The 18,323-nt window shown below is 37.4% G+C and carries 21 protein-coding genes; 5 read left to right on the forward strand and 16 right to left on the reverse strand.

What is annotated here, in order from left to right; all coding sequences use genetic code 11:
- Nucleotides 1-226: 226 nt before the first annotated feature.
- The 11 genes from cas2 to MNV_RS10555 form a co-directional block, all read right to left on the reverse strand.
- Nucleotides 227-490, reverse strand: coding sequence for a CRISPR-associated endonuclease Cas2 (gene cas2, locus MNV_RS10505; RefSeq protein WP_096205921.1), 264 nt, complete (start codon nt 488-490; stop codon nt 227-229).
- Between the two features lie 2 nt (nt 491-492).
- Nucleotides 493-1,482, reverse strand: coding sequence for a type I-B CRISPR-associated endonuclease Cas1b (gene cas1b, locus MNV_RS10510; RefSeq protein ID WP_096205865.1), 990 nt, complete (start codon nt 1,480-1,482; stop codon nt 493-495).
- Entirely contained in the window at nt 1,479-2,048 is a 570-nt protein-coding gene (gene cas4, locus MNV_RS10515; RefSeq protein WP_218837994.1) for a CRISPR-associated protein Cas4, read from the reverse strand. The genes cas1b and cas4 overlap by 4 nt, the downstream gene beginning before the upstream one ends.
- Nucleotides 2,049-2,076: 28 nt before the next feature.
- Complete coding sequence (cas3, locus tag MNV_RS10520; RefSeq protein WP_179293928.1) at nt 2,077-4,377, reverse strand: CRISPR-associated helicase Cas3'; 2,301 nt, start codon at nt 4,375-4,377, stop codon at nt 2,077-2,079.
- Complete coding sequence (gene cas5, locus MNV_RS10525; RefSeq protein WP_179293929.1) at nt 4,349-5,056, reverse strand: CRISPR-associated protein Cas5; 708 nt, start codon at nt 5,054-5,056, stop codon at nt 4,349-4,351. The genes cas3 and cas5 overlap by 29 nt, the downstream gene beginning before the upstream one ends.
- A 4-nt stretch (nt 5,057-5,060) precedes the next feature.
- A complete protein-coding gene (gene cas7i / locus MNV_RS10530) occupies nt 5,061-6,008 on the reverse strand; it encodes a type I-B CRISPR-associated protein Cas7/Cst2/DevR (RefSeq protein ID WP_179293930.1) in 948 nt (315 codons plus the stop codon).
- Between the two features lies 1 nt (nt 6,009).
- Nucleotides 6,010-6,336, reverse strand: coding sequence for a hypothetical protein (locus MNV_RS10535; RefSeq protein ID WP_096205872.1), 327 nt, complete (start codon nt 6,334-6,336; stop codon nt 6,010-6,012).
- A gap of 161 nt (nt 6,337-6,497) precedes the next feature.
- A complete protein-coding gene (locus tag MNV_RS10540) occupies nt 6,498-7,676 on the reverse strand; it encodes a hypothetical protein (protein WP_096205874.1) in 1,179 nt (392 codons plus the stop codon).
- On the reverse strand, nt 7,664-7,891 hold the full coding sequence (locus MNV_RS10545; RefSeq protein ID WP_096205876.1) for a hypothetical protein: 228 nt from the start codon (nt 7,889-7,891) through the stop codon (nt 7,664-7,666). The genes MNV_RS10540 and MNV_RS10545 overlap by 13 nt, the downstream gene beginning before the upstream one ends.
- Nucleotides 7,892-8,022: 131 nt before the next feature.
- Entirely contained in the window at nt 8,023-8,790 is a 768-nt protein-coding gene (gene cas6, locus MNV_RS10550) for a CRISPR-associated endoribonuclease Cas6 (RefSeq protein ID WP_096205878.1), read from the reverse strand.
- A gap of 148 nt (nt 8,791-8,938) precedes the next feature.
- Entirely contained in the window at nt 8,939-9,289 is a 351-nt protein-coding gene (locus MNV_RS10555; protein ID WP_096205879.1) for a helix-turn-helix domain-containing protein, read from the reverse strand.
- Nucleotides 9,290-9,470: 181 nt separating this feature from the next.
- On the opposite strand from MNV_RS10555, the gene MNV_RS10560 reads away from it, so the two are divergent.
- Nucleotides 9,471-9,677 carry a helix-turn-helix transcriptional regulator gene (locus MNV_RS10560; protein WP_218837995.1) on the forward strand — a complete coding sequence of 69 codons (207 nt, stop codon included), beginning with the start codon at nt 9,471-9,473 and terminating at the stop codon, nt 9,675-9,677.
- An 82-nt stretch (nt 9,678-9,759) separates the two neighbouring features.
- Here MNV_RS10560 and MNV_RS10565 read toward each other — a convergent pair whose 3' ends face one another.
- Complete coding sequence (locus MNV_RS10565; RefSeq protein ID WP_096205882.1) at nt 9,760-10,986, reverse strand: ISH3 family transposase; 1,227 nt, start codon at nt 10,984-10,986, stop codon at nt 9,760-9,762.
- Between the two features lie 412 nt (nt 10,987-11,398).
- Between MNV_RS10565 and MNV_RS10570 the strand changes: the two genes are divergently transcribed.
- The 3 genes from MNV_RS10570 (at nt 11,399) to MNV_RS10580 (ending at nt 14,344) form a co-directional block, all read left to right on the forward strand.
- Nucleotides 11,399-12,424: a DUF932 domain-containing protein gene (locus MNV_RS10570; RefSeq protein WP_096205884.1), complete on the forward strand. Its 1,026-nt coding sequence runs from the start codon at nt 11,399-11,401 to the stop codon at nt 12,422-12,424.
- A gap of 3 nt (nt 12,425-12,427) precedes the next feature.
- Nucleotides 12,428-12,916 carry a hypothetical protein gene (locus MNV_RS10575; RefSeq protein ID WP_096205885.1) on the forward strand — a complete coding sequence of 163 codons (489 nt, stop codon included), beginning with the start codon at nt 12,428-12,430 and terminating at the stop codon, nt 12,914-12,916.
- Nucleotides 12,917-13,045: 129 nt separating this feature from the next.
- Nucleotides 13,046-14,344, forward strand: a complete 1,299-nt coding sequence (locus tag MNV_RS10580) for a type IV secretory system conjugative DNA transfer family protein (protein ID WP_096205887.1) — start codon at nt 13,046-13,048, stop codon at nt 14,342-14,344.
- On the opposite strand, the gene MNV_RS10585 is transcribed toward MNV_RS10580, so the two are convergent.
- From MNV_RS10585 to MNV_RS10600, 4 genes are all read right to left on the reverse strand, one after another.
- Nucleotides 14,341-15,333: a hypothetical protein gene (locus MNV_RS10585; RefSeq protein ID WP_096205888.1), complete on the reverse strand. Its 993-nt coding sequence runs from the start codon at nt 15,331-15,333 to the stop codon at nt 14,341-14,343. The genes MNV_RS10580 and MNV_RS10585 overlap by 4 nt on opposite strands.
- 593 nt (nt 15,334-15,926) lie before the next feature.
- Nucleotides 15,927-16,490, reverse strand: coding sequence for a hypothetical protein (locus tag MNV_RS10590; RefSeq protein ID WP_096205890.1), 564 nt, complete (start codon nt 16,488-16,490; stop codon nt 15,927-15,929).
- 37 nt (nt 16,491-16,527) lie between these two features.
- On the reverse strand, nt 16,528-16,749 hold the full coding sequence (locus MNV_RS10595; RefSeq protein ID WP_096205891.1) for a hypothetical protein: 222 nt from the start codon (nt 16,747-16,749) through the stop codon (nt 16,528-16,530).
- 110 nt (nt 16,750-16,859) lie between these two features.
- On the reverse strand, nt 16,860-17,369 hold the full coding sequence (locus MNV_RS10600; protein WP_096205893.1) for a tetratricopeptide repeat protein: 510 nt from the start codon (nt 17,367-17,369) through the stop codon (nt 16,860-16,862).
- A gap of 293 nt (nt 17,370-17,662) precedes the next feature.
- Here MNV_RS10600 and MNV_RS10605 point away from each other — a divergent pair, with 293 nt between their 5' ends.
- A complete protein-coding gene (locus MNV_RS10605; RefSeq protein WP_096205895.1) occupies nt 17,663-18,292 on the forward strand; it encodes a hypothetical protein in 630 nt (209 codons plus the stop codon).
- Nucleotides 18,293-18,323: the final 31 nt, after the last annotated feature.

Raw genomic sequence — 18,323 nt, forward strand, 5'->3', positions numbered from 1 at the left:
TTTCAATCCCTCTAAGGTCTGATTTTAACCTAGCTTTTTTAAGCCAGTTTTTCTATGGATTTGTTGGTATTTTCGAGACAATTTTTATGGGAATTGTCTATCGTTTTTAATCTTAAATCTCAATTGAACTCCATCCACAAAAAACTTTGGTAAAAAGAAGATTTTTATCGTGAATGTGAGGTTTTGTATCGCCTTTATAAAGATCCACGATTTTTTAGGTATCAAATCAAATTATTGTTGAAATTTCAGCTTTTCTGGTGCCGATCTCATCTGTATCAAGATACCTCTTATCCCTGCTCTTGTAGCATATTACATGATCCAATGACTCATCGGTTATCTCTTTTAAATGACTCGTTATTTTCATATATTCAGGCTCGGTAAGCTCACCTTCAAAAACACTGTTCTGCACCCAGTTAAGATATTGCTTGAGATAAATTCTTATTTTATTTACCCTTTCTACCCCTACGTCATAGACGATTACCACGTACAGAATTACCACCACATTACAAGAGGTTTGTATTCCTTTTCACCAAGACAATGTTTTACCAGTTTATATAGTTCAAGCCTGATGAGTCTCTTGAAAGAAACGTTTCTGTCCAACCCCCGGTGTTTTATCGTAGTAGATAGTTTCTCATTGTATTCTGCCAGGAACATCTTTTTTCCTTTTTCACTCAGCAGCATATCCCCAATCTCACCCCTGAAACAATCCTCATCAAGCATGTTCTTATTCACCAGTTTAAAGATTATCCTGTCTATCATGATTGGCTTGAATATCTCGCTCATGTCAAGAGCTAGTGAGAACCGCCTCTCAAAGGGCTCGTGAAGAAAGGATATTGTAGGGTTAAGCTGGGTATTATAAATCTCTGAAAGAACTGTAGTGTACATTAATGAGTTACCGAAGCTGATGAGTGTATTCATTTTATTTCCTGGCGGCATCCTTGATCTTTTGATTATCTTGTAATCTTCCGGGAATATCTCGTCAAGAGCATTATAATAAATCTCTCTTATTCTGCCTTCTACATTCATGACTTCGGGGATGGTCGCTGTTGCAGGCAATCTTACGAACTCAGATTCGATGTTAGTGATGCGCGCCTCCAGTTCAGGTTTTTCCCGCGCATAATATCTCAGGTTTCTCAGGATATTGCCGCACGCGCCTTCCACGAAGGATTTTGCAAGGCAGAGCCTTTTCCCGCTATCGAGATAATTTGAAGCCTGTTTCACTATCAAGTCGCCGCTCACCAGTGTTTCTCGCGGGTAGAAAGTGCCTTCATAGAAGCCGTAATAATTGAAGAAATGTATCGGTACCCCGTTCTTTGCAAGGTAATCCACCACGCCTGATGAAAAACTTAACCTTCCGTATGCGTATATTGAATATATTTTGTTTATCGGTAGTGCACGTTTTGTGTTCTCGTTCTCAAAGTAAACTGTGTTCTCATGTCTGGTCAGGCTGCCGTCCTGTGTAATATAGAAATCATCCTTCATGTTATTTCATCTCCAAAGCAGAACTCGAAGTAAGCGCATTTCGGGCAAATCCTGATCTTTTTGGGCGAAGGCATCCTACCAGTTACGATTCTTCTGATTTCGCTCATCACGTTATCTATACCCGATTCATCTTTTTCCGATAGTACGACCTCCTCTCTTTTACTGATAAGCGGGTAATTGATCTCACCGGATGCCGCGATACCTTTTGACTTCAGATAAAAAAGGTAGTAAAGCATCTGCCAGTGATGTGCTTCTTCCATTCTCTTTGTCTTTTTTATTTCATGGAGGACTATCGAATCTCCTTTCCTGATGAAATCGATGCTTATCGTCTGGTCTATAGTGATTTCCTTCGAGTCGCGCTTGTAGCAGTCCTCATGCAGGAGCTTTCCAATATTTACGTTATCATTCTCTTTTTCAAGGGTGATATTATGCGAGAAAAGCCAGAGTTTTGTGTGGCAAATGAAGTAGTACGCTATCTTCACGCCGCTGATGCGCATACTGCCGGTAACGATCCCTTCAGATGGGACTTTTTCTGTATCTTCCACTTTTATATTTGGCTGGGTCATTCTATTTTGACGAATTAAGTTTGGCGTATCAAATCATTAAAAAGGGTGACTTATCAGTTATTCCTATTAAGGGATCATAATGTAAGTAAAGATATCGTATCTCACCATTATCCACATCCCTGTTTTTATCATATATCCACTTGGGTATCTTGACATTATATCCAACACGATTAAGCGGATTAAGTTTTTCTACCTCTTTCTGATATTCTATTGGTATGCAGGTAGCAGTTGGATAGTCAGATTCTCTTGTATAGGCAGAAATATCATCATCAAAAAGTTTACCAGTGTATAAAAATCTTCGTTGCTCAATCGCACGATATACTAATTGTTGTGCTTTTTTCAACCCCGCTTCTATTTTTGGTAGATATTCTTCATTATATAATTCATCCACAAGACTTCTTAAAATCCCTTCATTTGGTTGGTTGCCTACACCATCGAGCAATGATATAGAAGATTTTATTATATCGATATCATCATATGGTCTTTGAGATTTGACCTGATAAACATAAGCAGGACACAGTATATTTTGTGGTCTATTGCGGTTGACACGCCCAAATCTCTGGATCAATGAATCGATAGGTGCAGCTTCGGTATGCAGTTCATCAAAATCAATATCTAAACTCACTTCGACAACTTGCGTTGTAATTGCAATAAATGCACCCTTTGGCAAGTTTTCCAATTGATTTTCCCTTATATTCCTGTGATTAAGAATGAAGCGAGAGTGAAATAACATAACTCGCTCTCTGGATTTTTTAATGTCTTCTAACTTTAGTTTTTTCTCAAGTGTTTCAATTATACTGTTGTATAATTTAACACTTTTATCAACAGTATTAGCAATAACAAGTACTTTTTTCCCTTCTAAAAACGATAAGATCACTCGATCAATGCAATCTTCTATTAGTTTATCCTCAATATTAATCATAAGTTTTATCCGGTTATTGTACTCCTCATCTTGTATAAACGAAAATTTTCTTCTACTTTTCTCTTCTATCATTTGCTTTATTACATCTGGCAATGTCGCACTTATTACACAGAACTTACTTCTCGCGCTTGACAGTTTCATTGCCTCTATTATCAGTCCTAACGTATAAGGGTCATATGCGTGTATTTCATCAAGTATCGATAAACTACTTTGGAGTGCATCATTCCTAGTTTCCCACTGATTCGAATGAAAGAGACTAAATAATAATTGGTCAACAGTAGTAACTGTAACTGGATAAAAAAAAGCGCTCATTTCTTTCATTTTGTAATTATAAGTGCTCTCCTGATAATCCTCATTTAATTCTTCTTTCAGAAGAAATCTAGATGTTCCATGAACCAGGGCAACATTTGCATTACCAAATATGTTCGCTAATCGTTCCCACATTTTGTTTGAAGTGGTCATTGTTGGAAGTAGGTATAGTAACCTGTGCCTGTTTAGATTATTTTGTGCCCATAATAAACTCGCTTCAGTTTTGCCTGTTCCGGTGGGTGCCCTTAAAAAAATATCGCCTTGCACACTGCCAACCTTTTTTTGATAATTGTGCCATATTATTTTGTCTCGTGGAATTGTTCCCCGTTTTCGATCCCGCTCTTGAGCACGTTCAAGGGTTGCCTGCTCTAAAGGATTCGTAACATTTTCGATAACGAAAATTCTTTCAGTTTGATTGCTCGATCCCCACCAATCGCAATAATGCATTGCTGACTTTAGAAATGAAAATATATCTCGTATCAAAGAATCTTCTCTATAAAGACATTTTAATTGTGAGAATTGATAATTTATCACGTTGTAGTTTGGTTCATTAAGTTTTGGATACATTGCAGTTGGTTTTTCATCACTGAAAATATCTGAATATTCTTTGTTAAGGAAGTCTTCCATACGAATTAGATAGCTCTCACAGTAGCTTGGCGGCATTTTACCTTTCCATTTTGTAAATTTATCTGGATGCAACCGAGAGTGATGACTTGCAACAACAAGTGTTTCCAATTGTAGCTCTGGAATTGAGTCGTAAAGTGGATTATTTTTGACCTGTGCTTCGATAAATGGTAATGAATCTAGAGAATGAGAGCAATTTATGTTTTTTTCACCTCTGATCTTTAATTGAAAAGGAACTGTCGCCTTTCCATGGTCATGATATGCAATACAGTAAAATGCACCTTCCAACAATCTATTTTCAGTAGAATCCGCCCTTTCCGCCAATTTTTTAGCATCCAACTCACGATGTTTCTTAAATCTTTTGAAAATACGAATACATTCGAGAATATGTTTTTCAAGTGATATTGAAGGATTAAATTTAGCGAGAATATCTTCATTATACTTATCAGAGCAAGAAAAAATTATATTTTCCATCTGTAAATCCCCCATCTTTTTTAATATATATTTTTAAGTTTTTAAGAAAAGCATAAGTTTGTAATCCAGACGGTGTTCTCATACCATTTTTTGAGATAAACGTCGATGGTAAGGTTGCTAAATTATATGGTTCAAAGTACTTTTGATTGTTGATATCTATATTAAACCCCTCAATGGCAGGATTAAACGGTACAATTGTTTCCCCATACTCACCTGCTTCTAAGGGAATTAAATTAACTATTTCAACTTTATATAATATTATAAGCTCATCATCACGTCCTAAACTTAAAGCAAATCTTGGGTTTAGAAACGCATTATAGAGTTTTTCGAGAGTGCTTTTTTGATTTGGAACATAGTAGACCATGTATTCTGGTTTATATATCAATTCACGCACAAAAATACTCGATTCGATAGTAGTATCTTTATATTTTTTATATCTTACGAGGTCATCTGTTCTTCCTATACCGTGCAAAATTGTATCCTTTGTAACATCAACTACTGCGACTTTTAAGTCATTAAATTCTTTCCAAAGAATATCTTCAGAAAGCCCCATAGCAGCTCCTGCAAGTCCTATTAGAGTTGTACGTGGTGGGAAAGGAAATGTACGATGTATTTTATGTGTTTTTGGGTCTCTATATGAATTCAGAAGTCCACGCACATGGAGTCGAATAGCATCCAAAATTTCACCCTGTATAAACTCTTTCGATGTCTTCTCGTATCTGGTTTAAACATTCATCAATATTCAAAATATCATTGAAAATTTGCTTAATTTCAATATCGTTGCCAAAGAAGCCGGGCAAATATCCGACGAGTTTTTTCTGTATAATGCTCTCGTTTGCATTGAATGCATTATTAAGAAGGTTAACATTAATTGATCCAACAGCATTCTGTTTTGTTTGTAAAGTTTCAAGGAATATTGGATGTTTTGAAGATTGCCGTGTATAAGCCACAAACTTAGGAGATATATCTGTAAGTAATCTGGTTTGCTTCCCACCACCCCATAAATGTTCTATTGCATTAATCAGTGCACTCAAACGCATGGCCTTAGTTTTCCCATCTAATTCAAATCCGTCTTTTTTATTAAGTTCCATGCCAACAAATTTTCCAATACGATCGAGTTCGATGAGAATACTACCAGAGAAGTAGTTGTATGTAATTTCTGTTTCAAACATAGCCCCTCCAGATGCAGCTTTCTCTCGTGTTTGTTCACTGCTTTTAGTTCCAAGGTCACGATTATTCTGGAATGGATAGATGCCGATGGCAGGGCTCACGCGCACAGGAGAAGTACGTTTGCGATTATCCCCAGTTACCGCTCTCATAAAGCCAAACAAATCATCATCAATATAAGTTATTGGGTCGCATTCAGTGAAATCTGGGCTTTTGGTCTTAGTTTCCTTTATTATATCTTCATTAGTGCGTGGATCTTGTAACGGTGAGATTTTAAATCCTACCTCCAAAAACTTATCCCGAATACTACGGCGAATTGCTTGACCTGATATATATGGCAATGTTGAACCATCTGGAAGTGTTATCTTTTTCAATGTTGAAACATTATCCTCATTAAATCCACTATTTGCATTTCCAATACTCATTTTGAATAAATAACCTATATTTATACAATTTGATTCCATTTTAGTCCTCCCTTGTCTTAATTTCTTCATGTTCATCTTTTGCCTCCTTTTTTGGAGGAGGATTCTTTGCAAAAATTGTGATTAAAGACTTATATTGACGCCAATTCCGCTCATCAATGCTCAGAAGGAATTCTTTTGGAATTTCTAATCGACCGGAGAATTTTTCATTTGGCATTTTAAATTGTGCGCTGTTAAGATTTTCCAAGAATTCCGTAAGGTTCTTGGAGTTGCGCAATCCAAAAAGTACACCCTTATCATTGGTGAAGTAGCTATATTTTCCAATGCGGTCACCAATCTTCTCGCATACTTCTACTATATGTTCTTCCATACGAGTCACCTCATTAACACTTTTTGTCATGTAAACTTTTACAAAATGATGAAGTCCCTCAACAGGCCGACCTTTTTCGAATGTGAACTGCTCAACTTCATCAGTAATATCTTCGAAATTAAGTATTTTTTCTGAAATTTTTTCCCTATATATTACATTTGCTATGCTAACACCACGTTTTTTTCAATAAATAAATCACCGAAAAGGCGATACAGATTTACTCCATCTTCCCCTTCAGTTACAAAATCAAAGCATTTGAAGAGATCACCGAAACGCGTAAATTCCATTGTCTTGCGGAACTGTAAACTTTGTGCTTTGACCCCAGAACTTGCGTACCATCGTTTTGAGGCGAGATGCTTCCAAGCTGCATCATTTTTCATTTCTCTTTGAGATACATAATTTTTCAAATAATTATACATTGCAATCGCAAGATAAACAAAATTCTCACCTAAGTGATACGCTGTGATGCGTTCTTCAGTAAAATTGCAATAGATATTTTCAGTCCCCCGTGTTGATGTGTGTGGATCTATTTCTTTCCATACACTCCAAAGTTCACTAAGAGTCTCAGCATGTGGTAACGCGATAAAAACGCGGTCCCCATTGATATGATATCGAACTATGTCGTAAGCCGCAATGGACGCTGCTTCACAATATCCACACATGATAGATGTACCACGGTGCATTGAATTAAAATTTTTCATTTTATTCGCGGAGGTCATCCAAGGGTAATTCACGCCAGTTGGGTTCATTCCTTTAGTGCTTCTTCCGCAGAATGAACAAAGATTTTCACCTGTATTGAAATCTAGTACTGTCTTAATTGTGAGTTTTGGCGCATACATTGGTATGTATGCTTTATTTAGGTCACTTGCTTGCTTCGGACTGATCTTTGCTTTCTGTTGTTTATTTTCATTATAAGATTTTATTGCATTATCAAATTTTTCTTTCTGTTCATTACTCATGTCTTTCAAGAATAATTTTTGCTTTATTGAAGGGACTGGTCCCGATATGAGTGCTGAGTGGAATGGGGTAAAGTTAGTCTTCTGGTAAAGTTTAAATTCACCAGTTTCATTATCATACCAAACATCTTTATTTTTTGTAGGAGTTATGTAATTTGTGTTTACAAGATTATTAACTACTTCTTTTATAAATGAAGAGACTGTTTCCTCGCTTATTCCCTCAACAGCAAATATGCGTTCTTTTATTGTAATTCCCATCTTATCGGCTAATTCCACATTTTCTGGAAAATTGAACGCACAGAATAGAGATATTATTCCAGAATCGAGCCAATAATTACCTGTTTCTTTAAACTCAGCTCTAAATTGATTGATTATTTGCTGCATTGAATTACCTCACCCTTCGCCTCCCTTATCGTCTCCTCCAGGTCATCCAGAAACGATGGCGGCATCCCCGTACTTATCAAAAGCCCCAGCATCGAGCTTGCGCCCTTGGGGTAGAGTTCTTTTGCAGCGCAGTCCATGTCAGAGTCACAGATGGAGCGTTGGATAGTCATCATTTTTGAGCTTTTTGCTCTTCCACCTTTTTTCGCCACCTTCATAAACTCTTTAAATTAACTGTAAGTTTATAAATGTTTGGAGAGCAGAGTGAAACTATTTCTGCTGAGCCATCCGTCTTGCTTTAGCTAAATGGAAGGTGATATGAATGCAGTACCGATCAATAAATCTGCGTTTATCTGCGTTCATCTGCGGTTAAATTTTTCATCTGTTGGCTGCTATTTACCACATCCACACACCCGAATCCCATCGCATTCTTCTCCCCAAGTCCTGCTTCATAGGCGAACTTTAGCAATTCAGAGCTTGCCTGTATTTTTAGGCTCATGAGGTTGCATCGCCTATAGCTTTCTGCAATTTTAATGCGTTTGGGCTTTATGTCTGCGGTTTCAATTACATCGAAATAATCCGCAGGTGCTTTACCATAAAATTCGCTGAAGCGCTCAATTAGATTCTTGTGTAGGTTCTCATAGAACTTTGGCTCAGTCGGGTAAAGATCTATCTCCCGCAGGCTTTCATTCTCCTTTCGTATTGTCTTAACATATATGGGCGAAAGAGTCTTAAACCAGCACTCATCCTCAAAAGAAAAATCTTTGAGTATCTCAATACGCTCTATGCCAAGATTTGCTTTACCTTTTGGTCCATCTAAATAGAATTCAGGCTGTTGGAGAAGACCTTCAGCAAAGCTTTTGATAAATCTATCGTCAGGTGAAGACAGAATAAAAAAAGCCCTCTCAAAACAGAGGCCTGATTTGTCGTGTCTTTTATTCATCAGTATAAGATTGGAAAATGTATAGAACTTAAATCCCTGATGGGAATGGGTCTCGTTTGCCAGCTTAACATCAGCGCTGGCAAATTTGAAATAGAGCATCGAAGCTAAACCGTATTGATAATCGAAATTAACAGGAAGGTTCGAGAGATTTCTGACAGTTATTTTGCTTCTCAGCTTAGATTCCCCTTTGTATAATCACTATCCTCAAACTTTCTCACATTATAAACCTTTCCGGGTACGTTTGGATCAGGTCGCTTTTATAATATTAAAAGCAAATGCTATATAACATCTCTTATTGTCATTTGATACATAAATACTCCAATTATTTACAAAATACTTTGATTCTCCCCTTCCATTTTTCAAGATAAACTCTCACAATCGCCTCTTTATCACTCTTTGTTAAACGTGAATAATTCTTAAGCATATTAATAAAATTTGCATCCTTTATCCCCAAACTTTCGAGTCTAGATTCAAATAGAATATCTTTTATCCTTGAGGAAGGGATCATTAAGGCTCTGGCAAGCCTTTTTATTTTCTCATCCGTGGGAATAAAACTCCCCTTCTCTATATCATAAATATAACTGTTTGATTTGTAACCAAGTCTTTTTGCCAGTTCCTGCTGGCTTATTCCTTTCTCCTCCCTTAATCGCCTCAACTTCTGCCCGAAATTCATATTTTCTTATTTATTTTTATGAAACCGCCTACTGAACTGATGATACCAAAGCTAGAAGAAGTGTCAAGCTGGCTTTTCCGAAATCATTGACAGGAGAAAATTATCAGTAATACCTGATTGTCCACTTTACAACCGTATTTATACGGTTAGAATGAAATTATACAGTTAATTTAAGATTATAATGTTGATAAAACTACAAAATAAAATAAAGGAACTCAGGAAAGAGAGAAAACTAAAGCAATCTGCTTTAGCCAGTAGGGTTGGCGTTCATCAATCAGAAATATCAGCGATTGAGACCGGTGAGCGGATGCCGAGCATTCGCCTGGCAGGAAAAATAGCAAAAGCGTTGAAGAAAAGCATTGAAGAAGTTTTCTCTGAATTAATATGAAAACTATGAATTCCTACAAGAAAGGTTACCTAAAAGAGTTAGAAGCAAAGAGGGTATTGAAAAGGAAGAAAAAGTTCCATACTCAGTAGTTGTAAATCATCTCGCCTCCAAAACAGCAAGAATGTGGTCTACGCCTGACTAAATCATTATTTGGAATGTTCCTCGTTATGATGAATGTAACCTTGCCCATAAAAGCTTTGCATCCTTCAACTATGCTGTCAAGGAACTTGTAGAATGTTATTCCATCATTTGTCTTTCGAACTCCTTGTTTTCTCTCTCTCATGTAAGACCAGTTGAAATAAACCCATGCGTTCTGGATTATCAGAGAAATCACCACATACAGCAGTCTGAGTTCGGGTGACCTGCTGGATGTTCTGGCTCTTGATTGACCTAAAAGCCTGTAAGAAGTTTCTATCCCGAATCTTTTTCTATATTCTTCAAATACCTTCCTTGGTTTTGGAATAGTGCCGATTAGAGCATAGGCGAAATACTTTGCTCCCCTTCTGTTGTACTTTTTTTTGCTGTACTTGCATACTATTGCAAGGTCGAAGGTAGCCGTAGCTTTTGTCTTTTGAGATTTCATTGTATAACTGATGATCTTGCTCTTCTTTCCTTTTAAATAAGATTTGACAGTTTTACCTTTTAAAGGAAGCGCTATGATGGCATTCATGCTTCTTTTCTTTAGATAGTTGATTACAGGAACTTCACAAAATCCCTTATCCATGTACAGCCTTTTGATACTCAGGTTCAGAGATTGTATTACATCCATAAAGTAACCAACGATTTCCAGGTTTGAGGTGCCCTTCTTTATGTATTTAACAGCAAGAGTAAACCTTTTGCCCAATACAATAACATAGAGCGTTGCATATGCATGAAAATGTGTTGTTCCGCTTTTAGCTTTGGATCTCACTATCTCAGCATCATCCTTCTTAGGCTTGCCATGGTATGGTATATAGTGAATATCTATGGCAAATTCGAGGCATTTTCCAGAAAGAATGGGCCGAGCAAGCCTTTGAAGAATTTCATTTGCCATCTGTTCTATCTGCACTATATCCAGTTTTTTTCTTAGATGAAACCTGATAGCGGGAGCCTTAGGAGCTTTCTTGAATATTTTAGCTGCCTGTTCGATTGATATACACTGAGAGCATGCATGAACTATTACTCTTACAATATCTTTCAGATCGCATTCGCCATTGAAGGCAAATGCAAACAGGGGCATCACAAGATTCACTACAAATTGACATATTTCTTTGTCTGAGATTTCTATTCCTGTGCGTAACTTATTTCTGGTTTCAAAACTATTGTTCATTTGCAGTACCTGTTCTTGTTTTCGGGTTTTAAATGACTGAACAGGTACTAATTAACATTTCCTTGAAACCATAATTTAGAGAAGGAAAATGCCGTTTTACAAGTACTGATACTGTTTTTAGAGCGACAAGCACTCACTCTCCTTTTGATATTGTGGCAATTTCCGGCTCAAAGATCCTGCTTTTACAGGTCAAATCCGGCAAATTCAGCATGAAAAAGGAATTAAAGAGATTAAAAGCAATCAAAGTTCCTGATTCCGTTCAAAAACAACTCTGGTATATTCAAAAGAGTTGGAAGGTAGTTAATTGCTGATTTTTTAAAACTAGTGGACAAAGCCTCCATCCCCCGATTCAGTCCCCTGTTTCAGGGATTGAGTTGGTGGATTAAAAAATCCATCTAAGGAGGCAATTAAAATGGAAATTGGAACACTGATAAAAGAATTAGAAAGGCAAAAAGAAACAAGCTTAGATCTGATTGTAGACAGCCGAAGTTTAAAAGCAGCACCGGATGGAGAGCATGTAGTAGAATTGGAAATACCAGATCATGGAAGATTTCCACTGACTGCCTGGGCACACTTACAGATGGCTGAGAAACTCGAGATACCGAAGAGATACTATGACAGGATGATTACTGCTGGAAAGGCCGAACTTTTAGCAGATAACATCAATGCCTGGCTTGGAGAAAGAGATAGAAGGCTGGTAAGAGTCTTAGATAGGCAAATCAGAGCCATACTCTCAGACAGATACCGGATAATGGATAACTACGATCTGCTATACCTCTCAATGGAGGAGTTCAGGAAAAAAGAGACCGTGGAGATTTACAAAGCTGAAGTTACAAAGACAATGCTTTATTTGAAGGCAATAGACAGGACTCTGACAGCAGAAATCACCAGAGGAGATATAATCTACGGCGGGTTAATTATCAGAAACTCGGAAGTGGGAGCATCAGCTTTCAGGGTTGAGACCTTCATCTTGAGGAAAATCTGTAGTAATGGCCTGATCGGAGAGCATTCGCTTAAAAAAGTTCATCTGGGGCATCAGACCTTGGAAATCGGAGAGATAGACTGGTCTGATGAAACAAGGGAACTTGAGGATAAGGCACTCTGGGCAAAGGCAAGAGATATTATCAGACTAACGTTTGACAACAGCATCTTTTCTTCCTGGGTTAAGAAGATGAGAGAAAGCACTGAGATTACAATTGAGAAGCCGACAAAGGCAGTAAATAACGTTGCAAGGCTTGCCAGCTTGAGTGAAGAGCAAAGAGATGATCTTCTCGCCTATTTCTCAGAGCACACAAAGTACGGATTAGTTAATGCAGTTACAAGCTTAGCCCGGGAGACAAAGAATGTGGATGAACAAATAAGGCTTGAGGGGTTTGGTGGAAAACTCTTGAATACGCCAGATAAGGAATTTGAACAAATGGTTGTTCAAGAAGGCTAAAACATGGAAAAGAAAATCGAAGACAGATTAGAGCTTTACAGCGAGATCTATCAGAAAGCCTTTGAAAAAGCCCTAAAAGTAAATCCTAACAATGCCAGATATATAGCCAGCGAGATATTCAAAGAGATAGCCCGGGACATGAGATCAGAACTCATTTCCAAGCTACAGAGAGAGAATGGGAAAAACGCAGGAACAAAGGCAGAAGATTTAGTAGAAACAGAAGATAAGGGTAAAATAAACGGCAATGGAGATAAACCAAAGGAAGAAAACACCGATCCAGCCACCGTAAAACAAAGGTACGCTTTGCATAAGTTCGGCATAGAAAACGTGCCTGAGAGTCTGACAAAAAAAGAAGCCTCTGAAATTTTAAACAGCCTGGTTTGCTTCTCAAGAGAAGGAAACAGAGAAGCGGTTAACGAGATAGTTGAGAGATTAAACGCCATAGACGAGTTGAAAACCAAAACAAACCAAACCTCTAAAATAGCTCTTTAAAGTAAACAACGCCAAAGAAGCTTTTCCTCTTGCTAATTAGCAAGGGAGTATTACCTGAAGGAGGCAGTACTGTTCCGAATAATTCGGAATCAAAAGCTTCTTTGGTTATTTTTTTTACGCCCAGCTTTTATGCCAAACATCAATTTTTTTGCAAAAACTGATTTCAGAGGTGAAGAGAAAGTCTTCGGAATAAAGAAGGAGGATAGGCGGCTCCACATTTATATCATTGGAAAGACAGGAATGGGAAAGACAACTCTTCTCTTAAATATGATTCTGAATGATATTTACAGAAATGAGGGAGTATGTTTTATAGATCCGCACGGAGATGCTGTAGAAGCTCTTCTTGATTATATCCCTTCGCATCGAATTGATGATATTATCTATTTCAACCCTGCTGATGTTGATTACCCAATCGCCTTAAATATTCTGGAAAATGTAGGACCTGAAAGGAAACATCTTGCAGTTTCAAGCCTTGTTTCAGTTTTTAGGAAATTATACGCTGAATACTGGCAGCACAGACAGGAACATATCCTGAGAAACACGATTTTGGCTTTGCTTGATGAAGAAAAAACTTTGTTTAACTACAACAAAAGCAAAACCTTGCTTGACATATACAGAATGCTTTCAGATTGGAGGTATAGAAAGGAAATTACAGAAAAGGTAAAAGATCCAATCGTAAAATCATTCTGGAAGAACGAGTTTCCAAAATACCTTTATCAATTCAAGGGAGAGGCTTTAGCGCCTATCCAGAACAAATTGGGAGCCTTTTTATCAGTTCCTTTAGTCAGGAACATTACCGGGCAGGTTGAAAACAAAGTGGATTTCAGAGGGCTGATGGACAAACAAAAAATCCTCCTTGTAAACTTGGCAAAGGGAAGGATTGGAGAAGATAATTCTTCTTTCCTTGGCTCTCTTATCATCACAAAACTACAGCTTGCAGCAATAGGCAGGATTGATATTACAGAGGAACAAAGAAAGGATTTTTACCTTTTTGTTGATGAGTTTCAAAATTTTGTTGCTACCGAAACTTTTGATGGTATTTTGTCAGAGGCAAGGAAATACAGGCTGTGCCTCTCTCTTGCCCACCAGTATATTGGTCAATTGGACGAGAGATTGAGTAAGGCAATATTTGGGAATGTAGGGACTATCATAACATTTCCAATAGGAGCAGAAAATGGAGAATCCTTGGAGAAACACTTCTTTCCTGAATTTAATAGGCAAGACTTGATAAATCACGGCAAACACCATCTATATCTGACGCTTGCCATAGATGGTAAGACATCCCATCCCTTTTCTGCAATAACCTTGCCTCCTTTTTACAATTTTAAACCCCAAGGGAATAGGGAGAAAATAGTCATGGAGTCAAGATCAAAGTATGCAGGTAAAAGAAAAGAAATAGAGAGGGAAATTGAAAAACAGAGCTGTTAATTCTCCCTTAATTCAAAGTAATCTTTACCATCAAAATAGGCGGCACTGATCTTTTGTAAGGGAATACCGGTCCTTTTGCTCAAGGCGAGCTTATAAAGATAGATCTGATGAAGGGATTTTACAGGGTTGAATTTGGCGTCCGGCTTGTAGTCAAGAATCCAGACCTTGTCCCAGCGGATTTGCAGAAAATCGATGTGGCCACAGATCGGTTCCTTTATGCCAAGTTCTGGAACTTCGTTGGGATAAAGATAAACCGGAACTTCTACTGCCACTGTAGCGGTATCGTTCTTCAGCATAAAATCTTGGATTGTAGGGTGCCTATCTTTGTTTCGTTTTGCCAGGAGCAGGGCAAGCCTTGCCAGTAAGACCGCGTTATTATCTTTCGTTCGCTCTCTTCTGAGGTGGACGTTTTCTATTATTGTGCTAGAACACCTTTGCCCGTTTTCAAAGATTTCATCTGGACAGCTTTTACAAATCTGCCAGAGGTACTTTCTGATTTCCGGGAGCTTTTTTGAGAAGATGTTCAGCTTTAAGCGGTGGAATTTAAAAGCGTACTCCTGATGATGCTTGAAAACTTTTTCTGTTATTACTTCTTCCGGTGAAAAAGAGAGCTTTCGGCGGTATTTGGTAAAAGTACAGATATTCTCGTACTGTTTTATCCAGGAATGAAGAGTGCCTTTGGGAACCTGTTGTTTAAATTGGCTGTTTAACTTTTTACGGGTGGCATCGAGTTTATAACCGAGATTATAATAAGTGATGCCATTAAGAATAACTTTGGGAGAATAGGTTTTATGAGGCATAGGAGAGGATGAAAAATATTTCTTGCAGGTTTTACAGTAATATTTTTGCACTGTCTCCTCTCGCTTTATCCTCTGGCCGGCTTTGGCGGTGTTTTGGCTCTCGCAGAAAGGGCAAGGGGTTTTGGGTTCAAAATTGAGGAGCTTTAGCGCTTGGTTTTTAGTTTGATTTTCGTCTGTTTTTGGGGTCATATTTGGTTCGAATGAGATGACGGATTTCGTACATTTTGATAGGTTACCTGACGCAAATTGGACAAAAGTAAAGACTCCAGAGATAGGATAGAAGGGGAGTCTTTGTTAAGCATTAAGCTTATAATACCAGGTTTTTTAGAGTTGTTCAAGTTTCGTCTGGTGGATTAGGTTCGAAATTCGTCTGGTGGTTGGGTTATGTTATTGCAAGAAAAAACCTCCTCTGAGTTGAGGTTATTAAAAAGAGACTTGAGAATAGGATGAAATCCTATCTTGCTCTAACTTTGGATTCGAGGGCGGCGACGCGTTTTTCGAGGACTGCGAATTCCTCGATATCAACCTTCCGCTTGAGGGAGTTTTTGATGAACTCCATACCGGTTTTCATTATCTAAAATATATAATAGAAACGTAACCTGTGGTTTAACACTTGAAATTATCTCAGCAACACGCATTGTAATTTTTTCTTCCAACGAGAAAGAAAATTTAACATTTGTCAAGCGTTAAATTTATATTTCTATTTAATACTCAATATTTAATAAACATATAAATTCACAAGGTTGTTCGTTCGGTATAACGGCCTCCTAGATCTCATGATCCTACTTATCGCATATGATATTAGAAATCCATGCACTTTCTCTATCCAATTCCAATTCAGTACCAAAACCGAGTTCTTGCCGTATCAGGTTTCTGAATTCATTAAGTAAGTCAGTATATGGTTTAGAGTCTACGTGTCCCGTTAAGATCTCTGAAAACTTTTTTAGAATTAAAGTATTTTCGCATGATAGTATCAGCTTGCTATGGCAGGCTCTGGCACGTTCTGTTGTAAAGATTTGTTGCTTGAGCGATTCTACTTTAGGACTTTTCAAAATACATGAAAAATATGCATCGATTAGTTCTAATGCTTCCAAACACGCCTCATGTTTCAGCTTATATTTCATTTGTTGAACCGACAATCCGAGAGCAATATCTGCTTTTACACTTTCAACCTTTCTAGTAATCTCTTCGATATCTTGTTTCGTAGCCAAATTCTTTCCCTTTTCCTCAAAATATTTCGGATAATAATACCGAAGATAATATACTATTATTAATAGTGCGATGACCGGAATGATGGCGATAACAGTATAGATAATATTTGCTAATGACATATCTATTTCTACCATGTTATACACCTATGTAGTTTTGTTAGTGCTTGTAACCTTATAATTCTGCCGAACTTATTGTTTTTATTATCCCAATATCTTCTTTCATTGAACCTATCACTTCTGTATGGGAGTCCAGGGTCTCTTTGATCGAGCTATATTGCTCGCCAATGATCTTGACTTGGGAGTGACTATCTTCGGCCAGGGTGCTGACATGCCTTTTAAAATCATCGCTTTGCTCTATTAATATTTGTTTTAGTTTTTTGTCGTTGATTTCCATGGATTTGTTTTAAAAAGTGAGTTAAGTCTGCTAAGGTGGTTTCATTATAAGATAGAAGAAATGCAATGGCAAAGGAGGGGGATGGAAACAACCTTTTTCAAATGTGAGAATTAGGCGCGAATAGTCTTACGGTCATGAGACTCAAGATATCGCCTATATTTTGGGTTGATTTCAAGAGCTTTATCGTAGCATCTGATGGCTTCCTCATGCTTGCCCGAATTATCAAGAGCAATTCCCTTGTTTAACCACGCTGCTTCGTATTTTGGGTTTAGTTCCAGGGCTTTATCAAGGCACTCTATTGCCTCTTCATATCTACCCAATTTATCTAGGGCATTACCTTTGTTGTTCCATACTGCTTCTTCGTGAGGATTCAGTTTCAATGCTTTATCAAAGCATTCTAGCGCCTTTTTGTGTTTGCCTAAATTAACGAAGGCAACGCCTTTATGGTTCCATATACTCCAAAGTTTTGGGTTTGGATGTAATTTAAATTGATAGATTTTAATAATTTTGTCATAATATTCAATTGCTTCTTTATATCTGCCTGACTTAATGTAAAAATCGCCTTTAGCAGCCATATATAATGCTTTTATTGAATTAAACGTCTCATCACTCCCTGTCAAAATGTTATCTCTTATGAAAAACCTTTCATGACATTATTTGCCTTAAATTAGCTGTAGACAGCAGACATCAAAAAAGCCATTTTCGTCTGTGTTTTTGAAGTTTCATTTTCGTCTGGTTTGAGAGGTTATTATAAGATAGCTGGAATGTAGTGGCAAGAGCATCTTTTCTGCTCTGGTGAAAAGATGCAAAATGTAAGATCAAAACCTTATAGCAAATTTTAATATCGTTCCAACGAATCTCTTCCATAAGGGAATTACAGGTTCTTTATGAGCGGGTTAAAGAGAAAATTACTATGACTATTATCGAGAAATATAAAACATATAGAAATATTGCAAAAGAACTAAATCATAAAATAATGAATACATGCCTTGATCAGGATGTATTGAAAAAATCAGCAAGGTTACTCGGCATTGCCCGAGGAGAAATTTTAGTGTTTGAGAGTGAGAATGATACGAGCGTTTTGATGGATTTTGCCCTGTACGATTATAGGGCGAATAAGCAAAACGCCATTGAGATTTATCGGGAGAAAATTGGCTGGCAAAATGAGATTGAAAAAGAGATATTAGATGCTTATATCTCATCGTATACGTCCTTATTCAAAGTTATATCGATTTCAGAAGCTGAAAATTCTTTGATTTTGAGTGACCTTTTAAATAAGAAGGATAACATAAAACTAATAGACATTGCGTTAAGCATAACGGCTGTCCCTGGATTACTGGTGTTTATCAGGCTTATCCCATTTAAAGATTTTAATATGGCTGCTGGATCATCATTCGCTTTTCCTAGCAACTCAGAAAATTATCTTCTTAGAAGATACAAAATACTAAGCAGAAAGGTTAAATCAGGCAGTGACTCCATAAAACGGTTTGTTTCTTTCTATAAATTAAGTAAAACTCAGGGCATTGAGGTAAGATATTTGTAGAGGGTTTTATCCAGATGGCATATCCGGCTTT

The organism is Candidatus Methanoperedens nitratireducens (assembly GCF_900196725.1).
GTDB lineage: Archaea > Halobacteriota > Methanosarcinia > Methanosarcinales > Methanoperedenaceae > Methanoperedens > Methanoperedens nitroreducens_A.

Bases quoted from the DNA above. Each gene is read 5' to 3' on its own strand.
- cas1b (WP_096205865.1), bottom strand. From the start codon at position 1,482: ATGAAGGATGATTTCTATATTACACAGGACGGCAGCCTGACCAGACAT.
- cas4 (WP_218837994.1), bottom strand. From the start codon at position 2,048: ATGACCCAGCCAAATATAAAAGTGGAAGATACAGAAAAAGTCCCATCT.
- cas3 (WP_179293928.1), bottom strand. From the start codon at position 4,377: ATGGAAAATATAATTTTTTCTTGCTCTGATAAGTATAATGAAGATATT.
- cas7i (WP_179293930.1), bottom strand. From the start codon at position 6,008: ATGGAATCAAATTGTATAAATATAGGTTATTTATTCAAAATGAGTATT.
- MNV_RS10535 (WP_096205872.1), bottom strand. From the start codon at position 6,336: ATGGAAGAACATATAGTAGAAGTATGCGAGAAGATTGGTGACCGCATT.
- MNV_RS10540 (WP_096205874.1), bottom strand. From the start codon at position 7,676: ATGCAGCAAATAATCAATCAATTTAGAGCTGAGTTTAAAGAAACAGGT.
- MNV_RS10545 (WP_096205876.1), bottom strand. From the start codon at position 7,891: ATGAAGGTGGCGAAAAAAGGTGGAAGAGCAAAAAGCTCAAAAATGATG.
- MNV_RS10555 (WP_096205879.1), bottom strand. From the start codon at position 9,289: ATGAATTTCGGGCAGAAGTTGAGGCGATTAAGGGAGGAGAAAGGAATA.
- MNV_RS10560 (WP_218837995.1), top strand. From the start codon at position 9,471: ATGTTGATAAAACTACAAAATAAAATAAAGGAACTCAGGAAAGAGAGA.
- MNV_RS10565 (WP_096205882.1), bottom strand. From the start codon at position 10,986: ATGAACAATAGTTTTGAAACCAGAAATAAGTTACGCACAGGAATAGAA.
- MNV_RS10570 (WP_096205884.1), top strand. From the start codon at position 11,399: ATGGAAATTGGAACACTGATAAAAGAATTAGAAAGGCAAAAAGAAACA.
- MNV_RS10575 (WP_096205885.1), top strand. From the start codon at position 12,428: ATGGAAAAGAAAATCGAAGACAGATTAGAGCTTTACAGCGAGATCTAT.
- MNV_RS10580 (WP_096205887.1), top strand. From the start codon at position 13,046: ATGCCAAACATCAATTTTTTTGCAAAAACTGATTTCAGAGGTGAAGAG.
- MNV_RS10585 (WP_096205888.1), bottom strand. From the start codon at position 15,333: ATGACCCCAAAAACAGACGAAAATCAAACTAAAAACCAAGCGCTAAAG.
- MNV_RS10590 (WP_096205890.1), bottom strand. From the start codon at position 16,490: ATGGTAGAAATAGATATGTCATTAGCAAATATTATCTATACTGTTATC.
- MNV_RS10595 (WP_096205891.1), bottom strand. From the start codon at position 16,749: ATGGAAATCAACGACAAAAAACTAAAACAAATATTAATAGAGCAAAGC.
- MNV_RS10605 (WP_096205895.1), top strand. From the start codon at position 17,663: ATGACTATTATCGAGAAATATAAAACATATAGAAATATTGCAAAAGAA.